Origin of the sequence: Pseudomonas sp. G34 (genome assembly GCF_031119625.1) — a bacterium.
Lineage (GTDB): Bacteria > Pseudomonadota > Gammaproteobacteria > Pseudomonadales > Pseudomonadaceae > Aquipseudomonas.
In genome coordinates, this window is the sequence record NZ_JAVHZV010000003.1 from 125,430 (window position 1) to 150,204 (window position 24,775).

The following is a 24,775-nucleotide window of genomic DNA, read 5'->3' on the forward strand; positions in this document are numbered from 1 at the left end:
GTTCAACCTCCAGCGGTCAGATTGGGCAGCCACAGGGCGATATCGGGCACGCCGATGAGCAGCAGCAGGAACGCCAGGATGATGCCGAAGAACGGCAGCACGCCCATCACCACGTCCTCCACCTTGGTCTCGGCATCCGAGCCGGCCACCACGAACAGGATCACCCCCAGCGGCGGCGTCAGCTGGCCCAGCTCGACCAGCACCACCACGAAGATGCCGAACCAGATCGGATCCACGCCCATGGCCATCAGGGTCGGGAAGATCACCGGCACGATGATCGCGATCATCCCCAGCCCTTCCATGAAGCAGCCGAGAATGGCGAACACCAGCATCAGGATCAGCAGCAGGCCGAGCTTGGACAGCCCGGCCTGGGACACCCAGTCCAGCAGTTGCTCGCCCACCCCGGACAGCGCGGTGGCATAGGCGAAGATCATCGAGATGAACACGATGAACAGCACGTTGCCGCTCATCAGCAGGGTGCGCGACAGCGCCTCGCTGAGCATCGCCATGCTCAGGCGCCGGTACAGCGCGGCGATCAGCATGGCACCGACCACGCCCAGCGCACCGGCTTCGGTCGGCGTCGCCATGCCGCTGTAGATGCTGCCCAGGATCATCATGATCAACAGCCCGAAGGGCAGTACGTCGCTCAGCGCCTGCAGGTAGTCGCGCCACTCGCGCTTTTGCGTGTCGCGCGGCACCAGGTTCGGGTTGGCGATGGCCCGCGCCATGATCAGCAGGCTGTAGCAGGCGCCGAGCAGAATGCCTGGCACCAGGCCCGCGGCGAACAGCTTGGCGATCGAGGTTTCGGTGAAGGTGGCATAGATGATCATGGTGATCGACGGCGGGATGAGGATCCCCAGGGTGCCGCCTGCGGCCAGCGAGCCGGCCACCAGACGCCGGTTGTAACCGCGCGCCGCCAGCGCCGGCAACGCCACGGTGGACATCGCCGCCGCCGTCGGCGCACTGCCGCCGGCCACGGCGGCGAACACGCCGCTGCCAACGATATTGGTATGCAGCAGGCCGCCGGGCAGGCGTTTCACGAACGGCGCGATACCGTTGTACAGACGCCCGCTCAGGCCACTGGCGAGGAGAATCTCGGCCATGAAGATGAACAGCGGAATGGCCGCCAGGGTGAAGCTGTTGGCCGATCCCCAGCTGACCAGGCCGAGCGCCTTCCAGCCGGCCACGCCCTTGAACAGCCACAGGTAGGCCAGCGCCGCGGCACCGACCGCGAACTGCACCCACAAGCCGCCGACGATCAGCAGCAACAGCAAGATGAACGCGATTGCAGCTTCCATCACTCAGCCCTCCCGGTACGCAACGTGACGATCAGCTTTTCGACGATGAACAGGGCGATCATCAGCAGGCCCAGCGGCACCAGCAGCTGCGGTATCCACAGGGGCGTCATGAGCGTGGTGGGCGCCACGTTGCCGCGGGCGTAGGAACTCATGACCAATTTGCAGGTTTGCCAGATCAACACGCCGCACACACCGAGCGACAGCAGCATGAACAGCAGGTTGAGCAGGCGCTGCGTCCCGGAGGGCAGCGCATGCAGGACGAAACCGACCTGGAACAGGCTGTTGTTGCGCAGGCTCAGGCTGGCACCGAACAGCGTCAGGCCAACGACCAGATAGCCCGCCAGTTCCTCCACGATCATCAGCGAATGGTTGAAGAAGAAGCGCGTCACGATCTCCGCGCACACCAACAGCACCAGCAGCACCAATGCCAGCCCGGTAAGGCCGCGCACCATTGCCGCCAGCACGTCGAATACAGGGCCCGCCGATGCCGGCAGGCCAGAGGGATGTGTCTCTGCTAGGTTCATCGTCGACTCCGGCGCTTACTTGCCGAGGGCCTGGAGCACTTCGGCGAGGACCTTTTCGTGATCCGCGCCGGCGCTCTTGGCCCATTCACGCCAGAACGGCGCCATTTTCTGCTGGGCCTGCTCGATCACGGCAGCATCGGCCTCGAGGATCTTCATGCCGGCCTTGGCCTGACTCTGCATCTGCACCTGTTCGTCCTCGACGAAGCCCGCATCGATCTTGACGATCTCCTCGCTGGCGATGGTATCGAGGGCCTGGCGGGTGCTGTCGGAAAGATCGTCGTAGGCGTCCTGGTTGGCGATCAGCGCACTGAACGCATAGTTGACCGGCAGGCGATAGTTGCTGGGCAGGAACTCATGCCAGTTCTTGGCGCCGCCGGCACTGGCGGTCAGCACTCCATCGATCACCCCGCGCTCCAGCGCACCGGGCACTTCGGTGCCGGCCAGGGTGATCGCCGAACCGCCGAAAGCTTCCACGAAGGCGCCCTGCTCCGGCGAGGTGACACGGATCTTGCGGCCGCGCAGATCGGCCAGGCCACGCATCTCGAAACGGCTGAACAGGGTTTGCTGCGGGTAGCGGTAGCTGCCCAGGTAGGCCACGCCCTGCTTGGCGAAGCCCTCCTTGAGGTAGGGCTCCATGACCGCGTAGGCCTTGTCCCATTCCTCTTCGTTGTTGATCAGCAGCGGCAGGTTGAGGATGCGCGCAATGGGCACGTTGCCGGAGAAGAACAGGTCGGCAGCGAAATCGACAATGCCATCGCCCACCGCCTGGGTGATATCCGTGGAGGAAATCTGCAGCGTCTTGCCCAGGTGCAGGGTGATCGACAGGTCGCCATCGGTTTGCTTGGCGATACGCTGGGAAATCCGCTCCATGCCCTGCACGGCGGCGGTGGTCGATACGGCGGAATAGGTGTAGCCCGTCCAGTTGTCGGCGTGCGCCACAGCGGCGGTGGTGCTACCGATGAGCAGCAGGCTGGAAAGCAGGTAGTTCTTGGCAAATCCCATGGGCAGTTCCTCGTGACAACGTCTGTATGGCCTTGAGCCTGACGAGGCGCGGAGCGCCACCCAGGGGCGCACTCGCAACCGCGAAAGGCCGTGTTGTTGTAATTGCAGGGCGTCAACGTGCGGCGACGAAGCCCCTTGCCTGCGGGCTTCGAGAAGATGAGAGGCAAACAGCGGCGCGGGTTCGACGCGCGCCTGACGGCGGTATGGGCATGGCGGTTTTCCTGTTTATTGTTGTTGGCCAGGTGGGCACGTGGTGCCCCTATCGAATCAGCTTGTCGGTAGCAGGTGGCGATTGACCACGCTACGCGGCTGCAGCGTTTCGCCAGCCCAATGGGCGACGATCTGCTGCACGGCCAACAGGCCGACGCGGTCTTGCGACTCCTGGGTGTTGGCGCCGACGTGCGGGGTCGCCACCAGATTGGTCAGCGACCACAACGCGCTGTCGGCCGCAGGCGGCTCCTGCTCGAAGGTATCCAGGCCGGCACCGCCGATCTGGCCGGCGCGCAGCGCGGCGATCAGCGCCTGGCTGTCGATCAGCTCACCACGCGCGGTATTGATCAGAATGCTCCCAGGCTTCATCCGCTCGAGCTGCGCGGCACCGATCAGGTGACGGTTATCGGCGGTCAGCGGGCAGTGCAGGCTGATCACGTCGCAGTCTTCGAGCAGGCGCTCGAAGTCGCTTTCGCGGCTGATGTTCGGCCGCTCGGGAAGCGTTTTCAGGTAGGGGTCGAAGATGCGCACCTGCATGTTCAGCGGCGCCACCAGGTCGAGCAGGATGCCGCCGATCGAGCCCAGGCCGATCAGCCCCAGGGTCTTGCCGGACAGCTCCACGCCCTTGGCGGTGGCCTTGTCCCAGTTGCCGCCGCGCATCCGCCCATCGAGCCAGGCTACCTGGCGCGCCACGCTGAACATCAGTGCGAAGGCATGCTCGGCGACCGACTGTGCGTTGGCGCCCAGGGCGATGGTCACCGGAATGTTGCGCTCGGCTGCCGCCTGGATGTCGATGGTGTCGTAGCCCACGCCATGCTTGGCGATGATCCGCAGATCGGGCATCGCCTCGATCAGCTCACGGCCGAACTGGCCCTGGCGGACGATCACCGCGCCCGGCTGTTCGGTGGCAATGATCGCAAGGAGTTCCTCGACCGGCGCATAGGGCCGCGTGGGAATCACCTTGACGTTCTGCTCGGCGGCGAACGCCATGGCAGAGGGAGACAGTGCCGGCCCGGTGACCAGAATGCTTCGATTCATGCTGCGTACCTTGTTCTTGTTCGCTTGTCATGCGCGGGGTGGCCCGCGATTGAAACCAGACTACCCATAAAGAAATGCCATTTCAATAATTATAAAATCCGGACTTGCTGAAATTCGTCAGCGCGCACCAATAACGCCAAAATCCGCATAAAACCCGGAAAAGCGCCAATCAAAGACAGCGTGATACCTGAAGAGGTGGTTGTGCCCTAGGTGGCTCGATGGTATTTATGAAATTACATTTCATTAAATCAACAACATCGACACGAGGTATCAACCATGTCCATCGGATTCAGAGTGCTGTCAGCGGCCCGCAAGGTGAGCGCCGACTGGGTCGAGCGCTTTCGCAGCGTGCCCGTGGCCTGCGTCAGCGACTCGATGAACCGGATGACCGCTGGCGGCGCGCGCCTGCGTCCGATGCATGGCGGCGGCATGCTGGCCGGCCCGGCCCTGACGGTCAAAGCGCGGCCAGGGGACAACCTGATGCTGCACTACGCCCTGGATATCGCCGAGCCCGGTGATGTGGTGGTGGTGGATGCCGGTGGCGAGCTGAGCAATGCCCTGATCGGCGAAATGATGGTGGCCTACGCGGCCAAGCGCGGCGTGGCCGGTATCGTCATCAACGGCGCGATTCGTGACGCGGCGGCCATCCGCGCGGGCGACTTCCCGCTGTTCGCCGCCGGCATCACCCATCGCGGCCCGTACAAGGACGGCCCGGGTGAAATCAACGTGCCAATTGCCATCGACGGCATGGTCATCGAGCCGGGCGACCTGGTGATCGGTGATGACGACGGCCTGCTCTGCGTGCCTTATGACGAAGTGCCCGGTGTATTCGAGCGCGCTGACGCCAAGAACCGCGCCGAACTCGCTCAGCTCGAGCGCATCGCCGCTGGCCAGAACGATCGCCGCTGGGTGATCGAGTCGCTGCGCCAGAAGGGCTGCCAGTTGCCGGAGTGATCGGCTGAATACCTGCCTGCCCTTGCGCAGGCAGGTCGCCCCCGCCCTGCACATCTCTCGCCGATGCGGCACAATCGCCCTTCCCCCGCAAAGGACAGGCGCCCATGCAGATCGACGAAGAGCTGACGCTCAAGAAGCTGGAAATCTTTCTCGCCTTCATGCGCAGCGGCAACCTGGCCCGCGCCGCCAGCGAGCTGCAGACCAGCAACGTGAGCGTGCACCGCGCCGTGCATTCGCTGGAAAATGCCTTGCGCTGCCCGCTGTTCAAGCACGAGGGCCGCAACCTGATTCCCCTGGAAAGCGCCTATGTGCTGGAAGAAAAGGCCCAGAAGCTGATCCAGGACGCCCAGGACATGGTGCGCCTGACCCGCGAGGCGGCCGGCTTCGGCGCCGAGCGCTTCAAGTTGGGTTCGCTCTATTCGCTGACGGTGAAAACCGTGCCGCAACTGATCATGGGCCTCAAGCTGCGCCGCAGCGAACTGAATATCGACCTGATCCTCGGCTCCAACGTCGACCTGCTCTACAAGCTCAGGAACATGGAGCTGGACGCCATCCTGATCGCCCTCGACGACAGCGTCAGTGACATGGACTGCGGGCAGCTGGCGCTGTTTTCCGACGACATCTTTCTTGCCGCACCGAACGACTCGCCCTTCGCCGAACAGGCAGAGGTGGATCTGGCCGATCTGCGCGACCACACCTTCATCACCCTCACCCAGGGCTACGCCACCTTTCGTGACGGTGAACGGGTGTTCCAGCAGGCCGGCTTCGAGCCGAAGGTGGCGATGCAGGTCAAGGACATCTTCACCCTGCTGAGCATGGTCAGCTCAGGGGTGGGTTACGCCCTGCTGCCGGGGCGCGTGGCCGCGGTGTACGAGAACCGCATGAAGCTGATTCCGCTGCAGGCCAAGTACCAGCTGCAGCAGCATATCGGGGTGGTGTTTCTCAACGCCCGGGAGCGCGACCCCAACCTGCTGGCACTGCTCGCCGAGTGCCGCATGTACAGCCGGCAGTCGTGAAGGCAGGGGTCGCCGCTGAAGCGCCTCCCACAACACCGTAGCCTGGGTAGAGCGAAGCGAAACCCGGGACGATGTTCCCGTCGTATAGAAAAAGCCCGCCACGAGGGCGGGCGAAAGGTCAGCCGAGAAGGCCGCGCATCATGAAGTAGAGCAAGGACGGCCCGAGCAGGCAGCCCAGCGCGGTGTAGAAGGCCGCGGTCAGGCAGCCATAGGGCACCAGCTTGGGGTCGGTGGCCGCCAGGCCGCCGGCCACGCCGCTGGAGGTGCCCATCAGGCCGCCGAAGATCACCGCGCTGCGTGGATTGTTGAGGCCGATATAGGGGGCGACGAAGGGCGTGGCCACCATCACCAGGATCGCCTTGATCAGCCCGGCGGCGATGGACAGCGCCATCACGTCGGAGCTGGCGCCGATGGCCGCGCCGGTGACCGGGCCGACGATATAGGTCACCGCGCCGGTACCGATGGTGGTCAGGCTGACCACGTCGGTGTAGCCGAAGGCCATGGCCACCCCCACGCCGGCCACGAACGAGGCCAGCACGCCGACGAACAGCGCCAGCACCCCGGCAACGCCGGCACGCTTGAGCTCCTCGACACTGACGCCGAAACCGGTGGCGACGATGGCGAAATCGCGCAGCATGGCGCCGCCGAGCAGGCCGATGCCGGCGAACAGCGGAATGTCCACCAGGCCCTTCTGCCCCCCCGTATAGGCGCCACCGATATAGGACAGCAACAGCCCGAGCAGGATGGCGATGGCCGAGCCGTGCAGGCGGCCCTTGGTGAGCTTGTCGGACATCCAGTAGGACACCCACATGGTAATGCCGACGATGGCGAAGCCGCTGAGCAGGCTGTAGCCGGTAATGACCTTCATCAGAGATTCGTACATGGCAGTCACCGCGGCGCTTTGGGCAGGGGGGAAGCCGCTTCGGCATCGGCCTTCTTCTGGCCAATCCGGCACAGGGCCGGCACCAGGGCAAAGCCGATGATCACCGCGGCGGCACCGGCGAGAATCGCCATCGGCCCGCCGCTGAGGGCGCCGTAGACGTTCTGCTGGGCGGCCATGGCGACCACGATGGGAATGTAGATGGCGCTCCAGAACTCCACGCCCTGCTCCGATTTGCCGGTGAACAGCCCACGGTTTTTCAGGTAACTGCCCAGGAAGATCAACAGCATCATGGCGATGCCGACACCGCCGACGTTGGCGGGTACGCCGATGAGTTTGCCCAGCAGCTCTCCGATGAAGATGCCTGCCAGGGTGCAGAACGCCAGAAAGGCGACACCGTAGATGATCATTGTTGTTGTCCTCGTTTTACGATCGAAGTTGTTGTTCTTGTGCTTCGGTAAACGCTACGGCTCAGCGGTCGCGGCTCACCTCCTGACGCAACATGGCGTCGAGTGTATCCAGGCGCGCACCGGTGAAGGCGATCGCCTGGCCAGGCTCGAAGACGCGCCGGGCAAGCCCGGTCAGCACGCCACCCGGAGGCAGTTCCAGGTGCAGGCGCACGCCGCGCTCATAGGCGGTAGTGAGGGTGGCCTGCCAGTCGACGACGCGGCTCATGTTCATGGCCAGGTCATCGCGCAGGGTTTCCGGGTCGCGGATCAGGCGCGCCGAACTGCCACTCAGGTAACGCACCTGGGGCGCCCGCAGCTCGACCTGCGCGAACGCGGCAGCCAGCTCGCGGGCCGGTGCAGCGAGCAGTTCGCAATGCGACGGCACGCTCACGGCCAGGCGTTTCGCCGCACCGGCACCGAGGGCGCGGGCGCGTTCGGCCAGCCGGGCCATGGCGGCATCGCTGCCGGCAATCACCAGCTGGGTTTCGGCGTTGATATTGGCCAGGTACACCGGGCCTTCGGCGTCGGCCAGCAGGCCCTCGATGCGGGCCTGGTCGAGGCCGAGGATGGCGGTCATGCCATAGCCCTGGGGATAGGCGCGCTGCATCAGCTCGCCACGCAGGGCGACCAGGCGCACGGCATCGGCGAAATCCAACGCATCGGCCACCACGGCAGCGGCATAGGCGCCGATGGACAAGCCGGCAACATAGTCCGGGCGATGGCCACGCTCGCTCAGCAGGCGCGCGGCGGCGACGCCGGCAATCAGCAGGCAGAGCTGCACGGCGCGGGTATTTTGCAGCGCCTCGGCCGAATCCAGCAGGCGTACGTCCTCGCCCAGGGCGGCGCTGGCCTGCTCGATACAGGCCTGCACCACAGGTGCATCAGGCAAGGCCTGGAGCATGCCGGGCTGCTGCGCGCCCTGGCCGGGAAAGGCCCAGAGGGTACTCACGCCGCCACCTGCTGCAGGTGCCAGGGATCGCGAACCAGCAACGGGCCGTTCTGGGTTTTCAGCAATACGCGGGGCGACTCGCCGGCCCATTCGCGCAGCGCCACGGCGCCGTGCGGGGTTTCCAGTTGCAGGTCGATACGGCCCGGTGCTTCATCCAGCAGCACGCACAATGCCCGCGCCTCGGCGCGCGAAAGCTGATCGGGGGCACCTAGCGACAGGTCGAGATCGCTGTCCGCATGCGCGGCGGCGATGCCGCTGGCCAGTTCGAAGCCCAGGCTGCCGGTCACGCCCCAGGCCAGGCCCAAGGCATCGAGACGCGGCGCCAGTTGGTTCAACGCCCGCAACGCCGGCCACTGCGGCTGCCCGTGTTGGCGCCAGCGACCGGCGCGCGCAATCGCTTCAGGGCTGACCAGGCGGCTGATCTCGCTCAGGCGCATCCAGGTGGCATGGCGCTGTTCCCGCGCCGCGCCGCGGATACCGACGGCGACCCAGCCCGCCGCGGCTGGAGCACGCCGCACCACCACCGGCACATGCCCGCCCAGGGCGGCGCGAGCCCAGGCCGGCGCCTCCTCTGGCAGCTGCTCGGGGCGCAGGCCCCAGAGCAGATCATGTGGGCGGGGTGTCGGAAGCATCGTTGTATCCTCCGTAGGGCGGGTGCAACCCGCCATTTCGCATCGTTCAGGATCGACGGGGTTCACCCGCCCTACGCCTTACCACTGCGCGCGCAAGGCCTCGCGCACCTGCGTGGACGCCGCGCGGTTGGCGGCGCCCAGGCGGTTACGCAGATCCCGCGGGCTGCCGGCGATATCGGCGAGGGCACGGCCCAGGGCATCCCGCACGCGGGCCAGGTCGGCAGCCGTTGGTTGCGCGGCCTGCTCGACATCGAGCACCTCTGCCAGCAGGCCGAGCGAGGCGTAGTTGTCCAGGTCATAGGCCATCGGCGGCACACTGGCGGCCAGCGCCTCCAACTCGTCGACGCTGCGCAGGGTAATGCGCGCGGCGGCGGCCTTGCCCATGGCATGCACCATCACCCCAGCGTCGCGCAGGGCAATCAGCCGGTTGGCCTGGTAGCCATGGGCGAGAAAGGCACCGGACATCGCCTTGCCGACCAGCAAACCAATCACCCCATGGCCGGCCAGGCGCGCGCGGGCATAGGCATCCACCGCGCCGGCCAGGGCCTGGTGGATGCCGTAGGCTTCCTCGCGGCGGCCATAGGCCTGGCTGGGCACATCGACGATGGCGATCAGCGCACGCTTGTGCGCTTTGTCGCGGTCGGCCTCGATGGCCTCGTCCACGGCCTGGGCCAGCCCCCAGCCCTCGAGCAGGCCGACCTCGCCGTTACGGGCGCGAGGAAAGGGATTGTCGGCATCGGCGATCACCGCCAGATAGCGCACCGCTTGCCCCGCCAGTTCGCCATCGGCGACGCGCAGCGAGGCGGGCAATCCCGGGATCGACTGAGCATTGCCGGCCAAGGCGTTGAACCAGTGCAGGCCGCGTTGTTGCTGTGCGTTGGTCATGTTCATGCTCCCTGGTAGGCGCTGCGCACGGCAGCGGCATCGGCCTGGACGGAGGTGTCGACGGCGCGCAGGCGCTCAAGGAACCAGGCATGGCGCCGGCTGCGCTCCTGGGCCGGCTTGCCCTTGGCGAACAGGCCATGCAGCTCGGCGCGAATCGCTTCCACGTCGTCACTCACATAGCCGTCGACCAGGCCACTGGCGTGGCGCTGCTCGCCGCCGGTCAGGCTCCAGATGAAGGGCCGATCGCGCGAGTCGTATTCGTCCAGGCCGGCTTCCTGCTCGATCACCTGGGGGCCGTTGAGGCCCAGGCGCGCCTCGCGGGTCACCAGCAGGTAGCTGCACAACCCGGCGGCGATGGACATGCCGCCGAAGCAGCCGACCGGCCCGGCCACCAGGCCAATCACCGGTTGAAACTCACGCAGTTCGACGATGGCCGCCTGGATCTCGGCAATCGCCGCCAGGCCCAGGTTGGCCTCCTGCAGGCGCACACCGCCGGTTTCCAGCAGCAGCACGGCGCGGGTCGGCGTGCCATTGCGGTTGTCTTCGGCCGCCAGCTCCAGGGCGCCGGCGATCTTCGCCCCGCCCACTTCGCCGAGGCTGCCACCCTGGAAGGCACCTTCGATGGCGATGGCCACCGCAGGCGCACCATCGATCAATCCCTTGGCCACCACCACGCCGTCATCGGCCTGGGGCACGATGCCCTGCCTGGGCAGCCAGGGCGACATCAGTCGGGCGAAGGGGTCGAGCAGCTCGCGGAAACTGCCGGCATCGAGCAATGCGCGGGCCCGCTCGCGGGCACCGAGTTCGGTGAAGCTGCGCTGCGCCAGCAGGCGCGCAATGTTCTGCTCAGCCATGGTTGAGTTCCTCCAGGCCCTGCTCCAGGCGCAGGCGCACCACGCCAGGGGTGGCGCCGAAATCGTGGATGGCAATGTTCAGTGCGGGCAGCTGCTGCTCGCCAAACATGCGCTCGAACAGCAGTTGCCAACGCGGCGCGCTGCCGTTGACCGAGGTGACCACCTCGATGGCGAGGGTGCCGGCCTGGCCGGGCTCGAGCATCACCTCCAGGTCACCGGAACCGACGCAGCCCACCAGCGCACGGCCCTTGGCCGGTTGCCCGGCGGGGAATTGAAAAGACAAGGTTTCCATTTCACAGACTCCCAAGCTGCGCCGGCAGGCCATGCTGCAGGCGGTCGAGGAACAGGGTGGCGGCGAGCAGATCGGCAGCGCCGCCAGGCGAGGCACGCAGGTGCAGCATGTCGCGCTCTAAATCACGCAGCAGGCGGCGCCCGTCGAGGCTGGCGCAACCGCCAGCGGCGAGCACTGCACGGGCACCGCTCTGCATGCGGGTCAGCCCGGCCATGCCGGCGCGGTAGAGCACGCAGGTGTCAGCCAGTTGGGTCATGATCGCCAGCAGCGCATCCAGGCGGGCGTTCTGCTCCCCTGCCCCGGCGGCGCGGCTGCGCGCCAGTTGCGGCAGCGCCTGCTGGATCACCGCAGGGAAGCCCAGCTGCGCTTCTTCGCGGGCGCCATGCACGCCGTACAGGCGACAGACCTGGGCGCCATGGCTGGCACCGGTGGCGGGCGCCGCGCGGTCATCGAGCAGGGCCAGGCGCGCGGCGCGCAGGGCGACCTGGGCGGGCGCCAGCATGCTCACATCCAGCGCGGCGGCGGCGCTGAGCAGCCCCAGCGCCCAGATCGCGCCGCGATGGGTATTGATGCCGCCGGTAACCCGCAGCATCTCCACCTCGCCTTCGCGGCCGATATGGCCGACTGTTTCACGCAGGTGCAGGTCGATCTCGCCGCGTTGCCGGGCCGCCTCGGCCATGGCCTTGAAGCTCGGCCACAGGGCCAGCGCCGAAGCGTGCATCAGGCCCAGGTGCAGGTCGGTGTGGGCGCCGCTGCCACGCCGATCCACCAGCCCCGGCTTGGGCGACAGGTCGGCCTCGTCGATCAGCGCGTCGACCGCCAGGTCGGCCAGCCAATCGCACAAGGACAGCGAGAGCTGCGGCTGAAGTGCAGTGAGTGCATTCATCACCAGCTCCTGAATTTGGCAGGCGGGTTGTACAGGCCGCCCGACCACTCGACCAGCTCGGCGATGCTCTTGGCCGCGAGCAACTCACGGCTGGCGTCGGTGCGGCGGATGCCGAGGTCTTCGGGCAGGGCGATCAGCCCTTCGCGGCGCATCCGTGCGGTGTCTTTCGGGTCGTGGCGCAGGCCGATGGCAGTAACCCCGGCCACCGCGGCGATCATCGCCTGGCGCTCTTCCAGGCTGCGCGCCTTGTACAGGTAGGCGATGCCCTCTTCGGTGAGCAGGTGGGTCACGTCGTCGCCGTAGATCATGATCGGCGCCAGCGGCATGCCGGCCTTCTGCGCCACGCCAACGGCGTCGAGGGTTTCCACGAAGGTCGGTTTGCCGCCTTCCTGGAAGGTCTCGACCATCTGCACCACCAGCTTCTTGCCACGTTCGAGCAGGGTCACCGGCGCTTCACCGCCCGGCATGGCCATGTCCAGCCAGGCCGGGGTCGGATGGCGGCGACCGCGGGGGTCGTGGCCCATGTTCGGTGCGCCACCGAAGCCGGCCAGGCGGCCACGGGTGACGGTGGAGGAATGGCCATCGCCGTCCACTTGCAGCGTGGCGCCGATAAACAGGTCGACCGCGTACTGCCCGGCCAACTGGCACATCAGGCGGTTGGAGCGCATCGAGCCGTCGCGGCCGGTGAAGAACACGTCCGGGCGCTGGGCGATATAGCCCTCCATGCCCAGCTCGGTGCCGAAGCAGTGCACGCTCTGCACCCAGCCGGTCTCGATGGCCGGGATCAGCGTCGGGTGCGGGTTGAGGGTCCAGTTGCGGCAGATCTTGCCCTTCAGGCCCAGGGACTCGCCGTAGGTGGGCAGGATCAGTTCGATGGCCGCGGTGTTGAAACCGATGCCATGGTTGAGCGACTGCACCTTGTGTTTCTCGTAGATGCCGCGGATCGCCATCATCGCCATCAGCACGTGCACCGGCTTGATATGGCGCGGGTCGCGGGTGAACAGCGGCTCGATATAGAAGGGCTTGTCGGCGACCACCACGAAGTCGACCCAGGAGGCGGGAATGTCCACCCGCGGCAGTTCGTCGACGATCTCGTTGACCTGGAAGATCACGATACCGTCACTGAACGCGGTGGGCTCCACCAGCGCCGGGGTGTCCTCGGTGCTCGGGCCGGTGTAGATGTTGCCGTGGCGGTCGGCCTGGAAGCCGGCGACCAGGGCGACGTTGGGGATCAGGTCCACCAGCAGGCGCGAGTAGAGTTCGATATAGGTGTGGATGGCGCCGACTTCCAGCAGGCCGTCTTCGAGCAGTTGGCCGATGCGCAGGCTCTGTGGCCCGGCGAAGGAGAAATCGAGCTTGCGGGCGATGCCGCGTTCGAACAGATCGAGGTGCTCGGCGCGGCTGACGCTGGGCATGATCATGTGCAGGTCGTGCAGGCGGCCGGGGTCGGCCTGGGCCAGCGAGCGGGAAAGGAAATCCGCCTGCTTCTGGTTGTTGCCTTCGAGCACCACCCGGTCGCCGGGGGCGATCAGCGCCTCGAGCGCAGTGACGATCTTGTCGCCCGGCAGCACCACGCCATCGGCAAGGTGACGCACCTGATCGAGTCGCCGCGCCTTTTCCGCGCGACGGCGCGACCACTGCGGCGGTGGGGATATTGTTGTTGTCATTGAAGACTCCACGAGTTCCGCTGTCGTGGCGACACAGTAGAAGTGCAATCCCCGCCCATCAATCAAGCACGGCGTCGTATCGTTACGGCCAGGTTAACGATTGGCGCCGGTTAACCTTGCCGAGCAGACCGGGCATACTGCGCCACCCTCCTCCGTTACCTGGGTCACCATGCGCATTCACGTCACCTTCATCGACCGCGTCGGCATTACCCAGGAAGTGCTCGCCCTGCTGGGCGGCCGCAACCTGAACCTCGATGCCGTGGAGATGGTGCCGCCCAATGTCTATATCGATGCGCCAACGCTGAGTGCGGCGGTGCTCGAGGAGCTGCGCGACGCCCTGTTCAAGGTGCGCGGCGTGCAGGCGGTGAAGGTGGTCGATATCCTGCCCGGGCAACGCCGCCGCCTGCAGCTCGATGCACTGCTGGCCGCCATGAGTGATCCGGTGCTGGCCGTCGATGGTGGCGGCCGCGTGCTGCTGGCCAACCCGGCGTTGATTGCCCTGTGTGGCCGTGAGCCGGAGGGCGAGGCGCTTGGCGAGCTGTTCGCCGATGCCGATTTGCAGCAGGCCCTGCTCGACCAGCGCTTTGCGCTGCCACTGCGCGAAGTAACCCTCAATGGCCAGGCGCTGTTGCTCGACGCCACACCGATCAGCGAAGCCGCCGAAGCCGGCCAATTGGCAGGCGCCCTGCTCACGCTCTACGAGCCCAGCCGCATCGGTGCACGCCTGGCCGCGCTGCACCACGACCATGCCGAGGGTTTCGATTCACTGCTTGGCGACTCTCTGCCCATCCGCACGCTGAAGGCGCGAGCGCAGCGGGTGGCGACGCTGGACGCCCCGCTGCTGATCCATGGTGAAACCGGCACCGGCAAGGAGCTGGTGGCACGTGCCTGCCATGCCCTGAGCCCGCGCCACGCCGCGCCGTTCCTGGCACTCAATTGCGCGGCCCTGCCGGAGAGCCTCGCCGAAAGCGAGCTGTTCGGCTATGCCCCCGGCGCCTTTACCGGCGCCCAGCGCGGTGGCAAGCCCGGGCTGCTGGAGCTGGCCAATCACGGCACGGTGTTTCTCGACGAGATCGGCGAGATGTCCCCTTACCTGCAAGCCAAGCTGCTGCGTTTTCTCAGTGACGGCACCTTCCGCCGGGTGGGCGGCGATCGCGAGGAGCGCGTCAACGTGCGCATCATCAGCGCCACCCACCGCGACCTGGAGCGCATGGTCGCCGATGGGGAGTTTCGCGAGGACCTGTTCTACCGCCTCAACGTGCTGAACCTGCAGGTGCCGCCGCTGCGCGAACGCGGTCAGGACATCGTGCTGCTGGCCCGCCACTTCATGCAGCAGGCCTGCGCGCAGATCCAGCGCACCCAGTGTCGCCTCACCCCTGACACCTACCCGGCACTGCTCGGCAATCGCTGGCCGGGCAACGTGCGTCAGTTGCAGAACGTGATTTTTCGGGCAGCCGCCATCAGCGAGAGCAATCTGGTGCAGGTCGGTGATCTGGACATCGCCGGCACGGCAGTCGCGCAACAGTCGGGAGGGGAAGTTGGCAGCCTGGAGGCCGCGGTCTCGGCATTCGAAAAGGACTTGTTGGAAAAGCTCTACGCCAGCCATCCCTCGACGCGGCAATTGGCAGCGCGCCTGCAGACCTCCCACAGTGCTATCGCCACACGCTTGCGCAAATACGGTATCAAAGGCAATCGCTGAGGCACCTTTGCCCATAGCCAGTAATCGGCAGGCGCTCGCCGACTAAACCGGGAACGCCTGCGCCACTCAGTGGTTACTGACCGCTACCGCCGGCGCCACCAGCACCACCGGCGCCGCTACCCGCACCGCCGCCAGTACCGGTACCTGTGCCCGCACCGCCGGTGCCGGTGCCAGTGCCGGTGCCACCGCCATTGGTGCCAGTGCCGCCTGGCATCGGGTCGGAACCTGCGCCGGTTCCATTACCGGTACCCGTGCCGGTACCTGGGGTGGTTGCGCCGTTATTGGTGCCTGGATTCATGGTGCCACCAGGCAGCGTGTTGCCGTCATCGGTACCCAGGCCTGGATCATTTGTCGGCACAGCGGGCGCGGAGGGGTTAGTAGGGCCGGTAGGCGCTGGGGCAGTCGAATCGGCAACTGCTGGCAGCATGGCACCGGCCAGCAGGCCACTGAATACGAGAGCGGTAATTTTAGACGTGTTCATTGTCGTCACCTTTCATCCAGTTGGTGGGAGAAGCTCGCCCGCTTTCATCGATGTACTTTTCATCGCTGAAAATGAACGCTCCCTACACCCGACTGGCCCCGGTTCAACAATGTTCGTTCATCAGGATGGACGGTCGCTTTTCTGCAACATCCCGACAAATTCGCCGATCCACGGCTCGGCATCCTGCTCGGGCGTGACACTTTCGCTGGCGTCGATACGCAGCATCGGCAGCACTTCGCGAATGCCCAGCTCGGCGAACAATTCCCGGGCCTGTTCGCCACCGGCGCAGTAGGTGTCGCCGTAGCTGGAATCGCCCAGGCCGATCACCCCGCCCGGCAGCCCACCCCAGGCCGGCAGCTGATCGCGGATCTGCTGATACAGCGGTTGCAGGTTATCCGGCAGCTCGCCCATGCCGGTGGTCGAGGTCACCACCAGGAAGGCTTCGGGGGCGAAGGCCTTGACCTCGTCGAGCGTGGCGCGCGGGTTGTGCCAGGCTTCGATACCGGCCTGCTTGAGCAACGACTCGGCGTGCCGGGCCACTTCTTCAGCGGTGCCGTAAACCGAACCGGAAAGAATCGCGACTTTCATGAAAACTCCATCAACTAGAACTGCCCGCCATTATGCCGCATCGCGCCTCGCGCTGCCCTGCCCGGCCAGGTGGCAATCGCTGTGCCTCTGGTAGACTGGTGAAAATCGATGGGGACGCATGTGATGATCAATGCCAACTTGCTGCAACGGGTGGTCGAGGCCTCGAACGACGGCATCGTGGTCGCGGAACAGGAAGGCGAGGACCATATCCTGATCTACGCCAACCCGGCGTTCGAGGCCCTTACCGGCTACAGCAGCGAGGAAATCCTCTACCAGGACTGCCGCTTCCTGCAGGGCGAAGAACGTGACCAGCCGGCCGCCGCGCTGATCCGCAAGGCCATCCACAGCCGCCAGCCTTGTCGCGAGGTGATTCGCAACTACCGCAAGGACGGCAGCACCTTCTGGAACGAGCTGTCCATTACCCCCGTCTTCAACGAAGCCGATCAGCTGACCTACTTCATCGGCGTGCAGAAGGACGTCAGTGAACATGTGGCGAGCCAACAACGAGTAAAGGCCCTGGAAGCAGAGCTGGCAGCCCTGCGTGCCGAACTGGCAGCGCTGAAAAAATCGCGGTAACGGTAACGAAACATCGGTCGAGTTGTCACAAGAGAGCCCCATCTCCTTGCGCAGAAGCCGTCATGCAGGATTCGTCCCTGTTAACCCCCCTCGAAATGGAATTCATCCAGCAGCTTACGGAAAGCGCCCAGCCCCCTGCCGAGCCCGATCCGGTTCTGCAGGTCGATGCCGCACGCCAGACCGCCGAGCTGCTGGCCAGTTGCGCCGCCAAGGAGCAACTGACCATCGAGGCGCACATCGACAACCAGCGCCTGACGTTCAAACCGCACCTGGTCACCGACGCCGAGAACACGCCGCACCTGGAACTGGGTGTTCCGCAGATTTTCGAGGAGGGCTCCTTCCACCGCGCCTGGCGCCTGCCGCTCGATCCGCCGCAGCCGTTACTGCGCCGCGACGGCCATCCCAGCAGCCTGGAGGTTCACGAGCTTTCCCTGAGTGGCCTGCTGGTGGCGCAGACCGCCAAGGCCTCGCCGCCGGAACGCTTCAGCCTGGGCCTGGATATCGAAGACATCGAGCCGATCATTCTGCAGGGCAGCCTGGTACGCATCACCGAAGACGGCATGCTGGCCTACGAACTGGCGCTCGATGAAGACAGCAGCGAGCGCCTGCAGGCCCATCTGTACCAGCAGCATCGCAAGCGCTACCCCAAGGCGCACAGCCTGTAAAAAGCGCGCTTCAGGTATCCAGGCAGCCGGCCAGGAACTGCCGCAAGCGGCGACGTATCAGCCGGCCATCGCTACCCAGGCAAGCAATCGGCGAGCCTCGGAAACTGTCTTCCAACAGATCCGCCCCCTCACCCGCCAGGGCGAGCGGACAGTCCAGGCTCAGCGACAGGCGCTCGAGCAGTTGCCCGGTATCGGCCGCCGGCGCCTGGTTGGAAAACACCACCACCGCCACTGGCTGCATCTTGCTGCATACCTGCGGCAACTCCTCAAGCGCCTGGCCGATACCGAGCACGTGCACGGCGGCATCGACGGGATTGAGCAGCAGCCCGGTGACCAGCAATTCCAGCTCGCGGCAGCGCCCGGGCAACGCCACCAGCAGCAGGCGGCGCCCCGGCTCGTCACGCAGGTTGTGCAGGCGCTGCAACACCCGACTACGCAGATAGGTGTCGAAGAACAGCCACTCGCTGCCGTAGCCCGGGCGCCCGTAACGCAGCAGCAGCCGCTGCCAGAGCGGCATGATGATGTCCTGGAAGGTCACCGACAGCGGATAGCTGGAAAACACCTGACCATAAACACGATCCAGCTCGGCCTCGTCGAAGGCCTGCAACGCGGCGAGCATCCGGGTCTGCCACTGCGTCCACTCGCCCGAGGTGGCCGATTCATAGGTGGGCGCGGCGCTGGCCTGGGCGGTTTCGTTGCGCGTCAGTATCCGGCCGACCTTGCTGACGGGCACGCCACGCTCGATCCACGCCAGCACGCTGCGAACCGTTTCCACGTCCGCGGGTGAATAGAGGCGGTGGCCGCTGTCGGTGCGCACCGGCTGGATGAGGCCGTAGCGCCGCTCCCAGGCGCGCAGCGTCACCGGGTTCACGCCTGTCAACCGCGCCACCTCGCGGATCGGGAACAGGTCCTCCTCCTTGAAGGCATTGACGTTGAAAGGTGCGCAACCAACCAGATCGGACATAGAAAAAACCGTTGCAGAGGTCAGGATTTCGCAAGTTTACTTCAGCTCGGGCCGCCACTGACGTTACTTGTACAAGGCCTGTACAGGCGACAAGAGCCCGGCTTCAAGGCTGCATGACCGAGCGCAGTGGCTTTCATACAGCCTGTGCGGTGCCCCATAACGAATCAAGACTGCCGCAACCGGTGCAAAGTTGAGGTAAATCCTTGCCTGCAGCGCCAGCCGAGCAGCACTCGCCGACGAACGGCAAACTGCCTGCCCGGCTTGTAGATGGCGGCACCTGGCCACTTTTCTCGGCCTGGCAGCGAACTGCGCTAGCTAATTGTCGGGAAATAGGAATAATCCTTGCTGCAATCACGACGCGGCTCACCACCCCGAACCGCGCCTATCGCCTGGCCCTACCCTGGCCATGTGCTCAGCAGGAGATACACGATGTCTACCGAACCGGTCACCCTCATGGTGGCGCGCCGCGTCGCCAGCGAGCGCTATCACGATTTCATGGCGTGGCTACGCGAAGGCGAGCAGCTGGCCACCGACTTCCCGGGTTATCTGGGCTCCGGCGTACTCGCCCCGCCGCCTGGCGATGACGAATTCCAGATGATCTTTCGCTTTACCGACGAGCACACCATGGCCACCTGGGAACACTCCGCCTCGCGGCGTGCCTGGCTGGAGCGTGGCAAGGGCCTGTTCGCCCAGCCACACGAGCACCGCGCCCTGGGCATCGACGCCTGGTTCGGCACTGGCTTGCGCCAGCCACCGCGCTGGAAACAGACCATCGCCATCTGGCTGGCCTTTTTCCCGGTGTCGCTGTGTTTCAACCTGTTGTTCGGCAACCTGCTGGCCGATGTGCCGCTGATCACCCGCGTGCTGCTCAGCACCCTGGCACTGACGCCGCTGATGACCTACCTGTTCATTCCGCTGGTCACCCGCCTGCTCGCCCCCTGGCTGCAGGGAACCCGCAGCACGGCGCTGCCGCGCAGAGCCAGCCCGTCCACCAGTGGCTGAACCGCGGCGCCGTCACCAGCAAGGTGATGGCGCCTCGCTTTCCCGTAGTGTTCGAAGGGTTGTACAGGTTGTACGGCTGCTATAACGTTGTACAACCTGGTTAGCCGGCATTCATCGCGGCGCCTCTTCGCCTACCTGCGGTCGACTTCCATGAGCGTCAGCAACGCCCCGATCCTGATCACCGGTGCCAGCCAGCGTGTCGGCCTGCATTGCGCCGAGCGCCTGCTCGACGACGGCCATGCCGTGATCGTGACCTTTCGCAGCGAAAAGCCTGCCCTGCAGCGCCTGCGCGAGCGCGGTGCGCTGACCCTGCAGGCCGATTTCAGCGATGAAGCGAGCATCCTGGCCTTTATCGAAGAACTCAAATGCCATACCGGCAGCCTGCGGGCGATCGTGCACAACGCTTCGGCCTGGTTCGCCGAAGCCCCCGGCGAGGAAGCGGCCGCCTTCGCCCAGCTGTTCACCGTGCACATGCTGGCGCCTTACCTGATCAACCTGCACTGCGCCGAACTGCTGCAGCGCAGCGAGCAGGCGGATATCGTCCATATCAGCGATGACGTGGTGCGCAAGGGCTCGGGCAACCGCCCGGCCTACTGCGCCAGCAAGGCTGGCCTGGACAGCCTGACGCTGTCGTTCGCGGCGCGCTTCGCGCCAGCCATCAAGGTCAACGGCATCGCCCCGGCGCTGCTGATGTTCAATGAAGATGACGACGCCGAATACCGAAGCAAGGCCCTGAGCAAATCCGCCCTGGGCTTCGAGCCTGGTCCGCAGGTGATCTACCAGAGCCTGCGCTACCTGCTGGACACCCCCTATATCACTGGCACCACCCTGACCGTGAACGGCGGCCGCCACCTCAAGTGAGGCGCCGCGAGGATAATGACGATGAACCCATTACTGCCCAATCATTACCGTGAAATCCTCCTCGGCCTCGGTGAAGACCCCGAGCGTGAAGGCCTGCTGGATACGCCAAAGCGCGCCGCCAAGGCCATGCAGTACCTGTGCAACGGCTATGAAAAGAGCCTGGAAGAAGTGGTCAACGGCGCGCTGTTCAGCTCCGACAGCGACGAGATGGTGATCGTCAAGGACGTCGAGCTGTATTCGCTGTGCGAGCATCACCTGCTGCCCTTCATCGGCAAGGCGCACGTGGCCTACATCCCCACCGGCAAGGTGCTCGGCCTGTCGAAGATCGCCCGGATCGTCGACATGTACGCACGCCGCCTGCAGATCCAGGAAAACCTCACCCGGCAGATCGCCAATGCCATCGAGGAAGTCACCCAGGCCGCCGGCGTGGCCGTGGTCATCGAAGCCCAGCACATGTGCATGATGATGCGCGGTGTGGAGAAGCAGAATTCGGTGATGAGCACCTCGGTGATGCTCGGCGCCTTCCGTGAGTCCTACAATACCCGTCACGAATTCCTGCAACTGATCGGACGGAGCAAGTAAGCATGCCCAGACTCGAACCCGGCATGGCGCGCATCCGCGTCAAGGACCTGCGCCTGCGCACCTTCATCGGCATCAAGGAAGAGGAGATCAACAACAAGCAGGACGTGTTGATCAACCTGACCATTCTCTACCCAGCCGTCGATGCGGTGCGCGACAACGACATCGAGCACGCCCTCAACTACCGCACCATTACCAAGGCCATCATCGCCCACGTGGAGGGCAACCGTTTCGCCCTGCTGGAGCGGCTGACCCAGGAGATTCTCGACCTGGTGATGACCCACGAGGCCGTGCGCTATGCCGAGGTGGAAGTCGACAAGCCCCACGCCCTGCGCTTCGCCGAGTCGGTGTCGATCACCCTCGCCGGCCACCGCTGAGCCATTGGCCGCCCGGTTGCCGAGCGGCCTGCCGGCTTCTATCATCGCGCCATCCCTCCCGGAGAGAAACGCCATGAACGATCAACAACGTCTCGAACTGGAAGCCGCCGCCTATCGCCGCCTGGTTCAACACCTGCGCGAACGCCCGGACGTGCAGAACATCGACCTGATGAACCTGGCCGGGTTCTGCCGCAATTGCCTGTCCAAGTGGTACAAGGCCGCGGCCGACGATCTGGATATCGCCATCACCCCGGATCAGGCCCGTGAAGAGGTGTACGGCATGCCCTACGCCGAGTGGAAGGCCAAGTACCAGACCGAAGCCAGCCCCGAGCAACAGGCTGCCTTCGCCGCCAAGAACCCGAAAGGATCCGCATGAGCCATCTGAACGACTTCCGTGCCCGCCTCGCTGCCGAGCATTTCGCCTTTGCCGAAACCCTGGCCTTTGTCGCCGAGCACTACGATTACCAGCCCAGCGCCTTTCGCAACGGCGAGGTAGAGAACGCCGCTGGCCAGAACGAAGGCTCGTGCAAGACCCTCGCTCTGGCCCTGCTCGAAGGCCTGAGCGACCAGGAAGCCCTGCAGTGTTTCGGCGAGCACTACCGCAGCGTACTGGCCACGCCCGAAGGCAGTGACCATGGCAACATCCGCGCCCTGATGAAAAGCGGCCTGGCTGGCGTCAGGTTCGAACAGCAACCGCTGACCCGCAAGGCCTAGCTTCGCATCCCCGGCCCGGCATTCGCCCGGCCTGCACCGCCGCCCTGCCTGGCAGGTCGGCGACGCCCTCGACGATCATCACGCCCACACAAGCACCGCCCTGTAGCGAGATCGCCAAAGGCAGTCGGCTGGTACGTGGCTGATGGTTACAGAGAAATCACACGCCGCAGCCCTGGCGAATGCAGGGCTGCGGCGTGGACGGGAAGCGCTAGCCGTTACAGCAGCTTGCGATCCTTGCCAGCGGCAATGCGCAGGCGCAGGGCATTGAGCTTGATGAAGCCCGCCGCGTCGGCCTGGTTGTAGGCGCCGCCGTCTTCTTCGAAGGTGGCGATGTTGGCATCGAACAGCGAATCATCGGACTTGCGGCCGGTGACGATCACGTTGCCCTTGTACAGCTTCAGGCGCACCACACCATTCACGCTGGCCTGGGAGGCGTCGATCATCTGTTGCAGCATCAGGCGCTCAGGGCTCCACCAGAAACCGTTGTAGATCAGGCTGGCGTACTTGGGCATCAGCTCATCCTTGAGGTGAGCGACTTCGCGGTCCAGGGTGATCGACTCGATGGCGCGGTGGGCCTTGAGCATGATGGTGCCGCCGGGGGTTTCGTAGCAGCCACGGGACTTCATGCCGACGAAACGGTTCTCGACGATGTCCAGACGGCCGATGCCGTTCTCGCCGCCGATGCGGTTCAGTTCGGCCAGCACGGTGGCCGGGCTCATGTCCTTGCCGTCGATGGCAACGATGTCGCCGGCCTTGTAGGTCAGCTCGATGTAGGTCGGGGTGTCCGGCGCCGCTTCCGGCGACTTGGTCCAACGCCACATGTCTTCTTCGTGCTCGGTCCAGGTGTCTTCCAGCACGCCGCCTTCATAGGAGATGTGCAGCAGGTTGGCATCCATGGAGTACGGCGACTTCTTCTTGCCGTGACGCTCGATCGGGATGGCGTGTTTCTCGGCGTAGTCCATCAGCTTCTCGCGCGACAGCAGGTCCCACTCGCGCCACGGGGCGATGACCTTGACGCCGGGCTTGAGTGCATAGGCACCCAGCTCGAAACGCACCTGGTCGTTGCCCTTGCCGGTCGCGCCGTGGGAGATGGCGTCGGCGCCGGTCTCGTTGGCGATCTCGATCAGGCGCTTGGCGATCAGAGGACGGGCGATGGAAGTACCCAGCAGGTACTCGCCTTCGTAGACGGTGTTGGCGCGGAACATCGGGTAGACGAAATCACGCACGAATTCTTCGCGCAGGTCGTCGATGTAGATTTCCTTGACGCCCATGGCCTGGGCCTTGGCGCGGGCCGGCTCGACCTCTTCGCCCTGACCGAGATCGGCGGTGAAGGTCACCACTTCACAGTTATAGGTATCTTGCAGCCACTTGAGGATCACCGAGGTGTCCAGGCCACCGGAATAGGCCAGAACTACCTTTTTGACGTCCGACATGCCATCCACTCCACGGGGTTGTTCGAAAGCCCGTGATTCTACTGCCCATGGGCGCCGATTTACAGGGGTGCGACAGGCGATGGCGTCAAGGCGACAGGCTCAGGAGGTGGCAGCCGGTGTGGCCGGTACCGGTGGTGCGGCGGGTGTGGCCTGCTCGGTCGGTTGCACGGGCGCTTCGGGCACCTTGTCCAGGCGCACCGACACGCGACGGTTCTTGTCACGATTGGCGGCGCTGTTGTTGGGCACCAGCGGATAACGCTCGCCATGGAAACGCATGATGATGCGTTCATCGGGCACGCCATTGGCCTTCAGGTAGTCCATCACCGCCAGGGCACGGCGGCGCGACAGGTCACGGTTGGTCAGGCGATTGCCGCTGTTGTCGGAATGCCCGTCGAGCTCGATGCGATTGACCGTGGGGTCGGCCTTCATGAAGTCGAGGATGATCTCCAGCCTGGCCTTGGCCATGGCATCGAGCTCGGTGCCGCCCCCAGGAAAGCCGATATTGGATTGGCGCACCTGGTCGAAATTGACCGGCAGCAGCTTGGCAGTGCAATTGAGGTAGTCATCGTAGGCCTTGCGGAAACGCACCGGCAGCAGCCGCACCTCCAGGCTTTCGCTGCCCAGCGAGGTACGGTGGCGCACCAGCGGGCTACGCCCTTCCAACAGGCCGGTGAGCAGGCGCCCGGCCTGCTCCTGGCTGCTGTTGAAGGGCACCTCCCCGCTGCCGACGCTGACCGCACCAAGGTTGATGTCGCCGCGCCCCGGCTGCCAGGGCGCCGCGGCGGCCAACAAGGTGGCCGAGCCGCTGCCCAGCCAACGCTCGCGTGCCTGCAGGCGAAAGGTCGCTTGCTCACCCGCGCGGCGGACGAATTCCCCGGCACCGAAATCGGTGATCGGCTGGCTCAGGCGGCACTCGAACTTGTCGCCGGCCACCTGCCATTCGACCTTTTCCAGGCGGGTCTGGAAGCTGATCGCCGCCGCAGGCAGGCTCGCGCCAGCACTGACGATCAATCCGATGATGAGGAAAAGAGGCTGTCGCACAGCGAGCTCCGGGTAAATGCACCTTACCCTTCTGGTATCGGTGGCCACCGGGAAAACTTGAGTGCGCAGCCTAGGGTCTGTTGCCGTTTCAACGCGAGCCGCGTTGCCGCGAGAAATCTCGCCAGGCTAGGCGGAGGACGCAGGGAATGGTTGTTCCCTTGCCAAGTCCTCCAACGACGCATGGCGAGATTTCTCGCGCAACCCGAAGGGCCGGGCCCGTTTTGCCGCGACGCTGCGTTTCTCGCCGACTCATTTAGCC

The 24,775-nt window shown here is 65.3% G+C and carries 29 protein-coding genes; 11 read left to right on the forward strand and 18 right to left on the reverse strand.

Annotated elements, in window-relative coordinates; all coding sequences use genetic code 11:
• Window positions 1-2: 2 nt before the first annotated feature.
• The 4 genes from QYS36_RS02405 to QYS36_RS02420 form a co-directional block, all read right to left on the reverse strand.
• Window positions 3-1,298 (reverse strand): TRAP transporter large permease, encoded by a 1,296-nt coding sequence (locus tag QYS36_RS02405; protein WP_308837980.1) that lies wholly within the window; start codon window positions 1,296-1,298, stop codon window positions 3-5.
• Complete coding sequence (locus tag QYS36_RS02410; RefSeq protein WP_308837981.1) at window positions 1,298-1,822, reverse strand: TRAP transporter small permease; 525 nt, start codon at window positions 1,820-1,822, stop codon at window positions 1,298-1,300. The genes QYS36_RS02405 and QYS36_RS02410 overlap by 1 nt, the downstream gene beginning before the upstream one ends.
• A 15-nt stretch (window positions 1,823-1,837) precedes the next feature.
• Window positions 1,838-2,824: a TRAP transporter substrate-binding protein DctP gene (gene dctP / locus QYS36_RS02415; protein WP_308837982.1), complete on the reverse strand. Its 987-nt coding sequence runs from the start codon at window positions 2,822-2,824 to the stop codon at window positions 1,838-1,840.
• Window positions 2,825-3,091: 267 nt separating this feature from the next.
• A complete protein-coding gene (locus tag QYS36_RS02420; RefSeq protein ID WP_308837983.1) occupies window positions 3,092-4,072 on the reverse strand; it encodes a hydroxyacid dehydrogenase in 981 nt (326 codons plus the stop codon).
• Between the two features lie 276 nt (window positions 4,073-4,348).
• Between QYS36_RS02420 and QYS36_RS02425 the strand changes: the two genes are divergently transcribed.
• Both QYS36_RS02425 and QYS36_RS02430 read left to right on the forward strand, forming a co-directional pair.
• The gene (locus tag QYS36_RS02425; protein ID WP_308837984.1) at window positions 4,349-5,026 is read left to right on the forward strand and encodes an RraA family protein; all 678 of its coding nucleotides are present in this window, start codon (window positions 4,349-4,351) and stop codon (window positions 5,024-5,026) included.
• Between the two features lie 104 nt (window positions 5,027-5,130).
• Window positions 5,131-6,042, forward strand: coding sequence for a LysR family transcriptional regulator (locus QYS36_RS02430; protein ID WP_308837985.1), 912 nt, complete (start codon window positions 5,131-5,133; stop codon window positions 6,040-6,042).
• 118 nt (window positions 6,043-6,160) lie between these two features.
• Here the strand turns inward: QYS36_RS02430 and madM are convergent, their stop codons facing one another.
• From madM to mdcA, 9 genes are all read right to left on the reverse strand, one after another.
• Window positions 6,161-6,925, reverse strand: coding sequence for a malonate transporter subunit MadM (gene madM, locus QYS36_RS02435; protein ID WP_308837986.1), 765 nt, complete (start codon window positions 6,923-6,925; stop codon window positions 6,161-6,163).
• Between the two features lie 5 nt (window positions 6,926-6,930).
• Window positions 6,931-7,332 carry a malonate transporter subunit MadL gene (gene madL / locus QYS36_RS02440; protein WP_308837987.1) on the reverse strand — a complete coding sequence of 134 codons (402 nt, stop codon included), beginning with the start codon at window positions 7,330-7,332 and terminating at the stop codon, window positions 6,931-6,933.
• A 61-nt stretch (window positions 7,333-7,393) separates the two neighbouring features.
• Entirely contained in the window at window positions 7,394-8,320 is a 927-nt protein-coding gene (mdcH, locus tag QYS36_RS02445) for a malonate decarboxylase subunit epsilon (protein ID WP_308837988.1), read from the reverse strand.
• Window positions 8,317-8,952 carry a malonate decarboxylase holo-ACP synthase gene (locus QYS36_RS02450; RefSeq protein ID WP_308837989.1) on the reverse strand — a complete coding sequence of 212 codons (636 nt, stop codon included), beginning with the start codon at window positions 8,950-8,952 and terminating at the stop codon, window positions 8,317-8,319. Before QYS36_RS02450 ends, mdcH begins: the two co-directional genes overlap by 4 nt.
• A gap of 78 nt (window positions 8,953-9,030) precedes the next feature.
• Window positions 9,031-9,837, reverse strand: coding sequence for a biotin-independent malonate decarboxylase subunit gamma (mdcE, locus tag QYS36_RS02455; protein ID WP_308837990.1), 807 nt, complete (start codon window positions 9,835-9,837; stop codon window positions 9,031-9,033).
• A 2-nt stretch (window positions 9,838-9,839) separates the two neighbouring features.
• A complete protein-coding gene (locus QYS36_RS02460; RefSeq protein ID WP_308837991.1) occupies window positions 9,840-10,691 on the reverse strand; it encodes a biotin-independent malonate decarboxylase subunit beta in 852 nt (283 codons plus the stop codon).
• Window positions 10,684-10,983 carry a malonate decarboxylase subunit delta gene (locus QYS36_RS02465; protein ID WP_275546606.1) on the reverse strand — a complete coding sequence of 100 codons (300 nt, stop codon included), beginning with the start codon at window positions 10,981-10,983 and terminating at the stop codon, window positions 10,684-10,686. The genes QYS36_RS02460 and QYS36_RS02465 overlap by 8 nt, the downstream gene beginning before the upstream one ends.
• A gap of 1 nt (window position 10,984) precedes the next feature.
• Window positions 10,985-11,869: a triphosphoribosyl-dephospho-CoA synthase gene (locus tag QYS36_RS02470; RefSeq protein WP_308837992.1), complete on the reverse strand. Its 885-nt coding sequence runs from the start codon at window positions 11,867-11,869 to the stop codon at window positions 10,985-10,987.
• Complete coding sequence (gene mdcA / locus QYS36_RS02475; RefSeq protein ID WP_308837993.1) at window positions 11,869-13,536, reverse strand: malonate decarboxylase subunit alpha; 1,668 nt, start codon at window positions 13,534-13,536, stop codon at window positions 11,869-11,871. Before mdcA ends, QYS36_RS02470 begins: the two co-directional genes overlap by 1 nt.
• Before the next feature lie 169 nt (window positions 13,537-13,705).
• Here mdcA and QYS36_RS02480 point away from each other — a divergent pair, with 169 nt between their 5' ends.
• Window positions 13,706-15,235, forward strand: coding sequence for a sigma-54-dependent transcriptional regulator (locus tag QYS36_RS02480; RefSeq protein ID WP_308838007.1), 1,530 nt, complete (start codon window positions 13,706-13,708; stop codon window positions 15,233-15,235).
• 66 nt (window positions 15,236-15,301) lie between these two features.
• Here the strand turns inward: QYS36_RS02480 and QYS36_RS02485 are convergent, their stop codons facing one another.
• On the reverse strand, window positions 15,302-15,475 hold the full coding sequence (locus tag QYS36_RS02485) for a hypothetical protein (RefSeq protein WP_308837994.1): 174 nt from the start codon (window positions 15,473-15,475) through the stop codon (window positions 15,302-15,304).
• A gap of 361 nt (window positions 15,476-15,836) precedes the next feature.
• On the reverse strand, window positions 15,837-16,304 hold the full coding sequence (locus tag QYS36_RS02490; protein WP_308837995.1) for a flavodoxin: 468 nt from the start codon (window positions 16,302-16,304) through the stop codon (window positions 15,837-15,839).
• A 123-nt stretch (window positions 16,305-16,427) separates the two neighbouring features.
• Here QYS36_RS02490 and QYS36_RS02495 point away from each other — a divergent pair, with 123 nt between their 5' ends.
• Window positions 16,428-16,880, forward strand: coding sequence for a PAS domain-containing protein (locus QYS36_RS02495; protein ID WP_308837996.1), 453 nt, complete (start codon window positions 16,428-16,430; stop codon window positions 16,878-16,880).
• A gap of 62 nt (window positions 16,881-16,942) precedes the next feature.
• Entirely contained in the window at window positions 16,943-17,545 is a 603-nt protein-coding gene (locus tag QYS36_RS02500) for a hypothetical protein (RefSeq protein WP_308837997.1), read from the forward strand.
• Between the two features lie 10 nt (window positions 17,546-17,555).
• Here QYS36_RS02500 and QYS36_RS02505 read toward each other — a convergent pair whose 3' ends face one another.
• Window positions 17,556-18,509, reverse strand: a complete 954-nt coding sequence (locus QYS36_RS02505) for a MerR family transcriptional regulator (protein ID WP_308837998.1) — start codon at window positions 18,507-18,509, stop codon at window positions 17,556-17,558.
• Window positions 18,510-18,938: 429 nt separating this feature from the next.
• On the opposite strand from QYS36_RS02505, the gene QYS36_RS02510 reads away from it, so the two are divergent.
• The 6 genes from QYS36_RS02510 to QYS36_RS02535 all read left to right on the forward strand — a co-directional run bounded on the left by QYS36_RS02510 (window position 18,939) and on the right by QYS36_RS02535 (window position 22,042).
• Window positions 18,939-19,511, forward strand: coding sequence for an antibiotic biosynthesis monooxygenase (locus tag QYS36_RS02510; RefSeq protein WP_308837999.1), 573 nt, complete (start codon window positions 18,939-18,941; stop codon window positions 19,509-19,511).
• Window positions 19,512-19,661: 150 nt separating this feature from the next.
• Window positions 19,662-20,372, forward strand: coding sequence for a dihydromonapterin reductase (gene folM, locus QYS36_RS02515; RefSeq protein WP_308838000.1), 711 nt, complete (start codon window positions 19,662-19,664; stop codon window positions 20,370-20,372).
• A 21-nt stretch (window positions 20,373-20,393) separates the two neighbouring features.
• Complete coding sequence (gene folE, locus QYS36_RS02520) at window positions 20,394-20,954, forward strand: GTP cyclohydrolase I FolE (protein WP_308838001.1); 561 nt, start codon at window positions 20,394-20,396, stop codon at window positions 20,952-20,954.
• Between the two features lie 2 nt (window positions 20,955-20,956).
• On the forward strand, window positions 20,957-21,328 hold the full coding sequence (gene folX / locus QYS36_RS02525; protein WP_070885581.1) for a dihydroneopterin triphosphate 2'-epimerase: 372 nt from the start codon (window positions 20,957-20,959) through the stop codon (window positions 21,326-21,328).
• A 73-nt stretch (window positions 21,329-21,401) separates the two neighbouring features.
• Window positions 21,402-21,704 (forward strand): DUF1244 domain-containing protein, encoded by a 303-nt coding sequence (locus tag QYS36_RS02530; protein ID WP_308838002.1) that lies wholly within the window; start codon window positions 21,402-21,404, stop codon window positions 21,702-21,704.
• On the forward strand, window positions 21,701-22,042 hold the full coding sequence (locus QYS36_RS02535; protein ID WP_308838003.1) for a HopJ type III effector protein: 342 nt from the start codon (window positions 21,701-21,703) through the stop codon (window positions 22,040-22,042). Before QYS36_RS02530 ends, QYS36_RS02535 begins: the two co-directional genes overlap by 4 nt.
• A gap of 215 nt (window positions 22,043-22,257) precedes the next feature.
• Here the strand turns inward: QYS36_RS02535 and QYS36_RS02540 are convergent, their stop codons facing one another.
• A complete protein-coding gene (locus QYS36_RS02540) occupies window positions 22,258-23,475 on the reverse strand; it encodes an argininosuccinate synthase (RefSeq protein ID WP_308838004.1) in 1,218 nt (405 codons plus the stop codon).
• A gap of 99 nt (window positions 23,476-23,574) precedes the next feature.
• A complete protein-coding gene (locus QYS36_RS02545) occupies window positions 23,575-24,516 on the reverse strand; it encodes an OmpA family protein (RefSeq protein WP_308838005.1) in 942 nt (313 codons plus the stop codon).
• Between the last annotated feature and the right edge of the window lie 259 nt (window positions 24,517-24,775).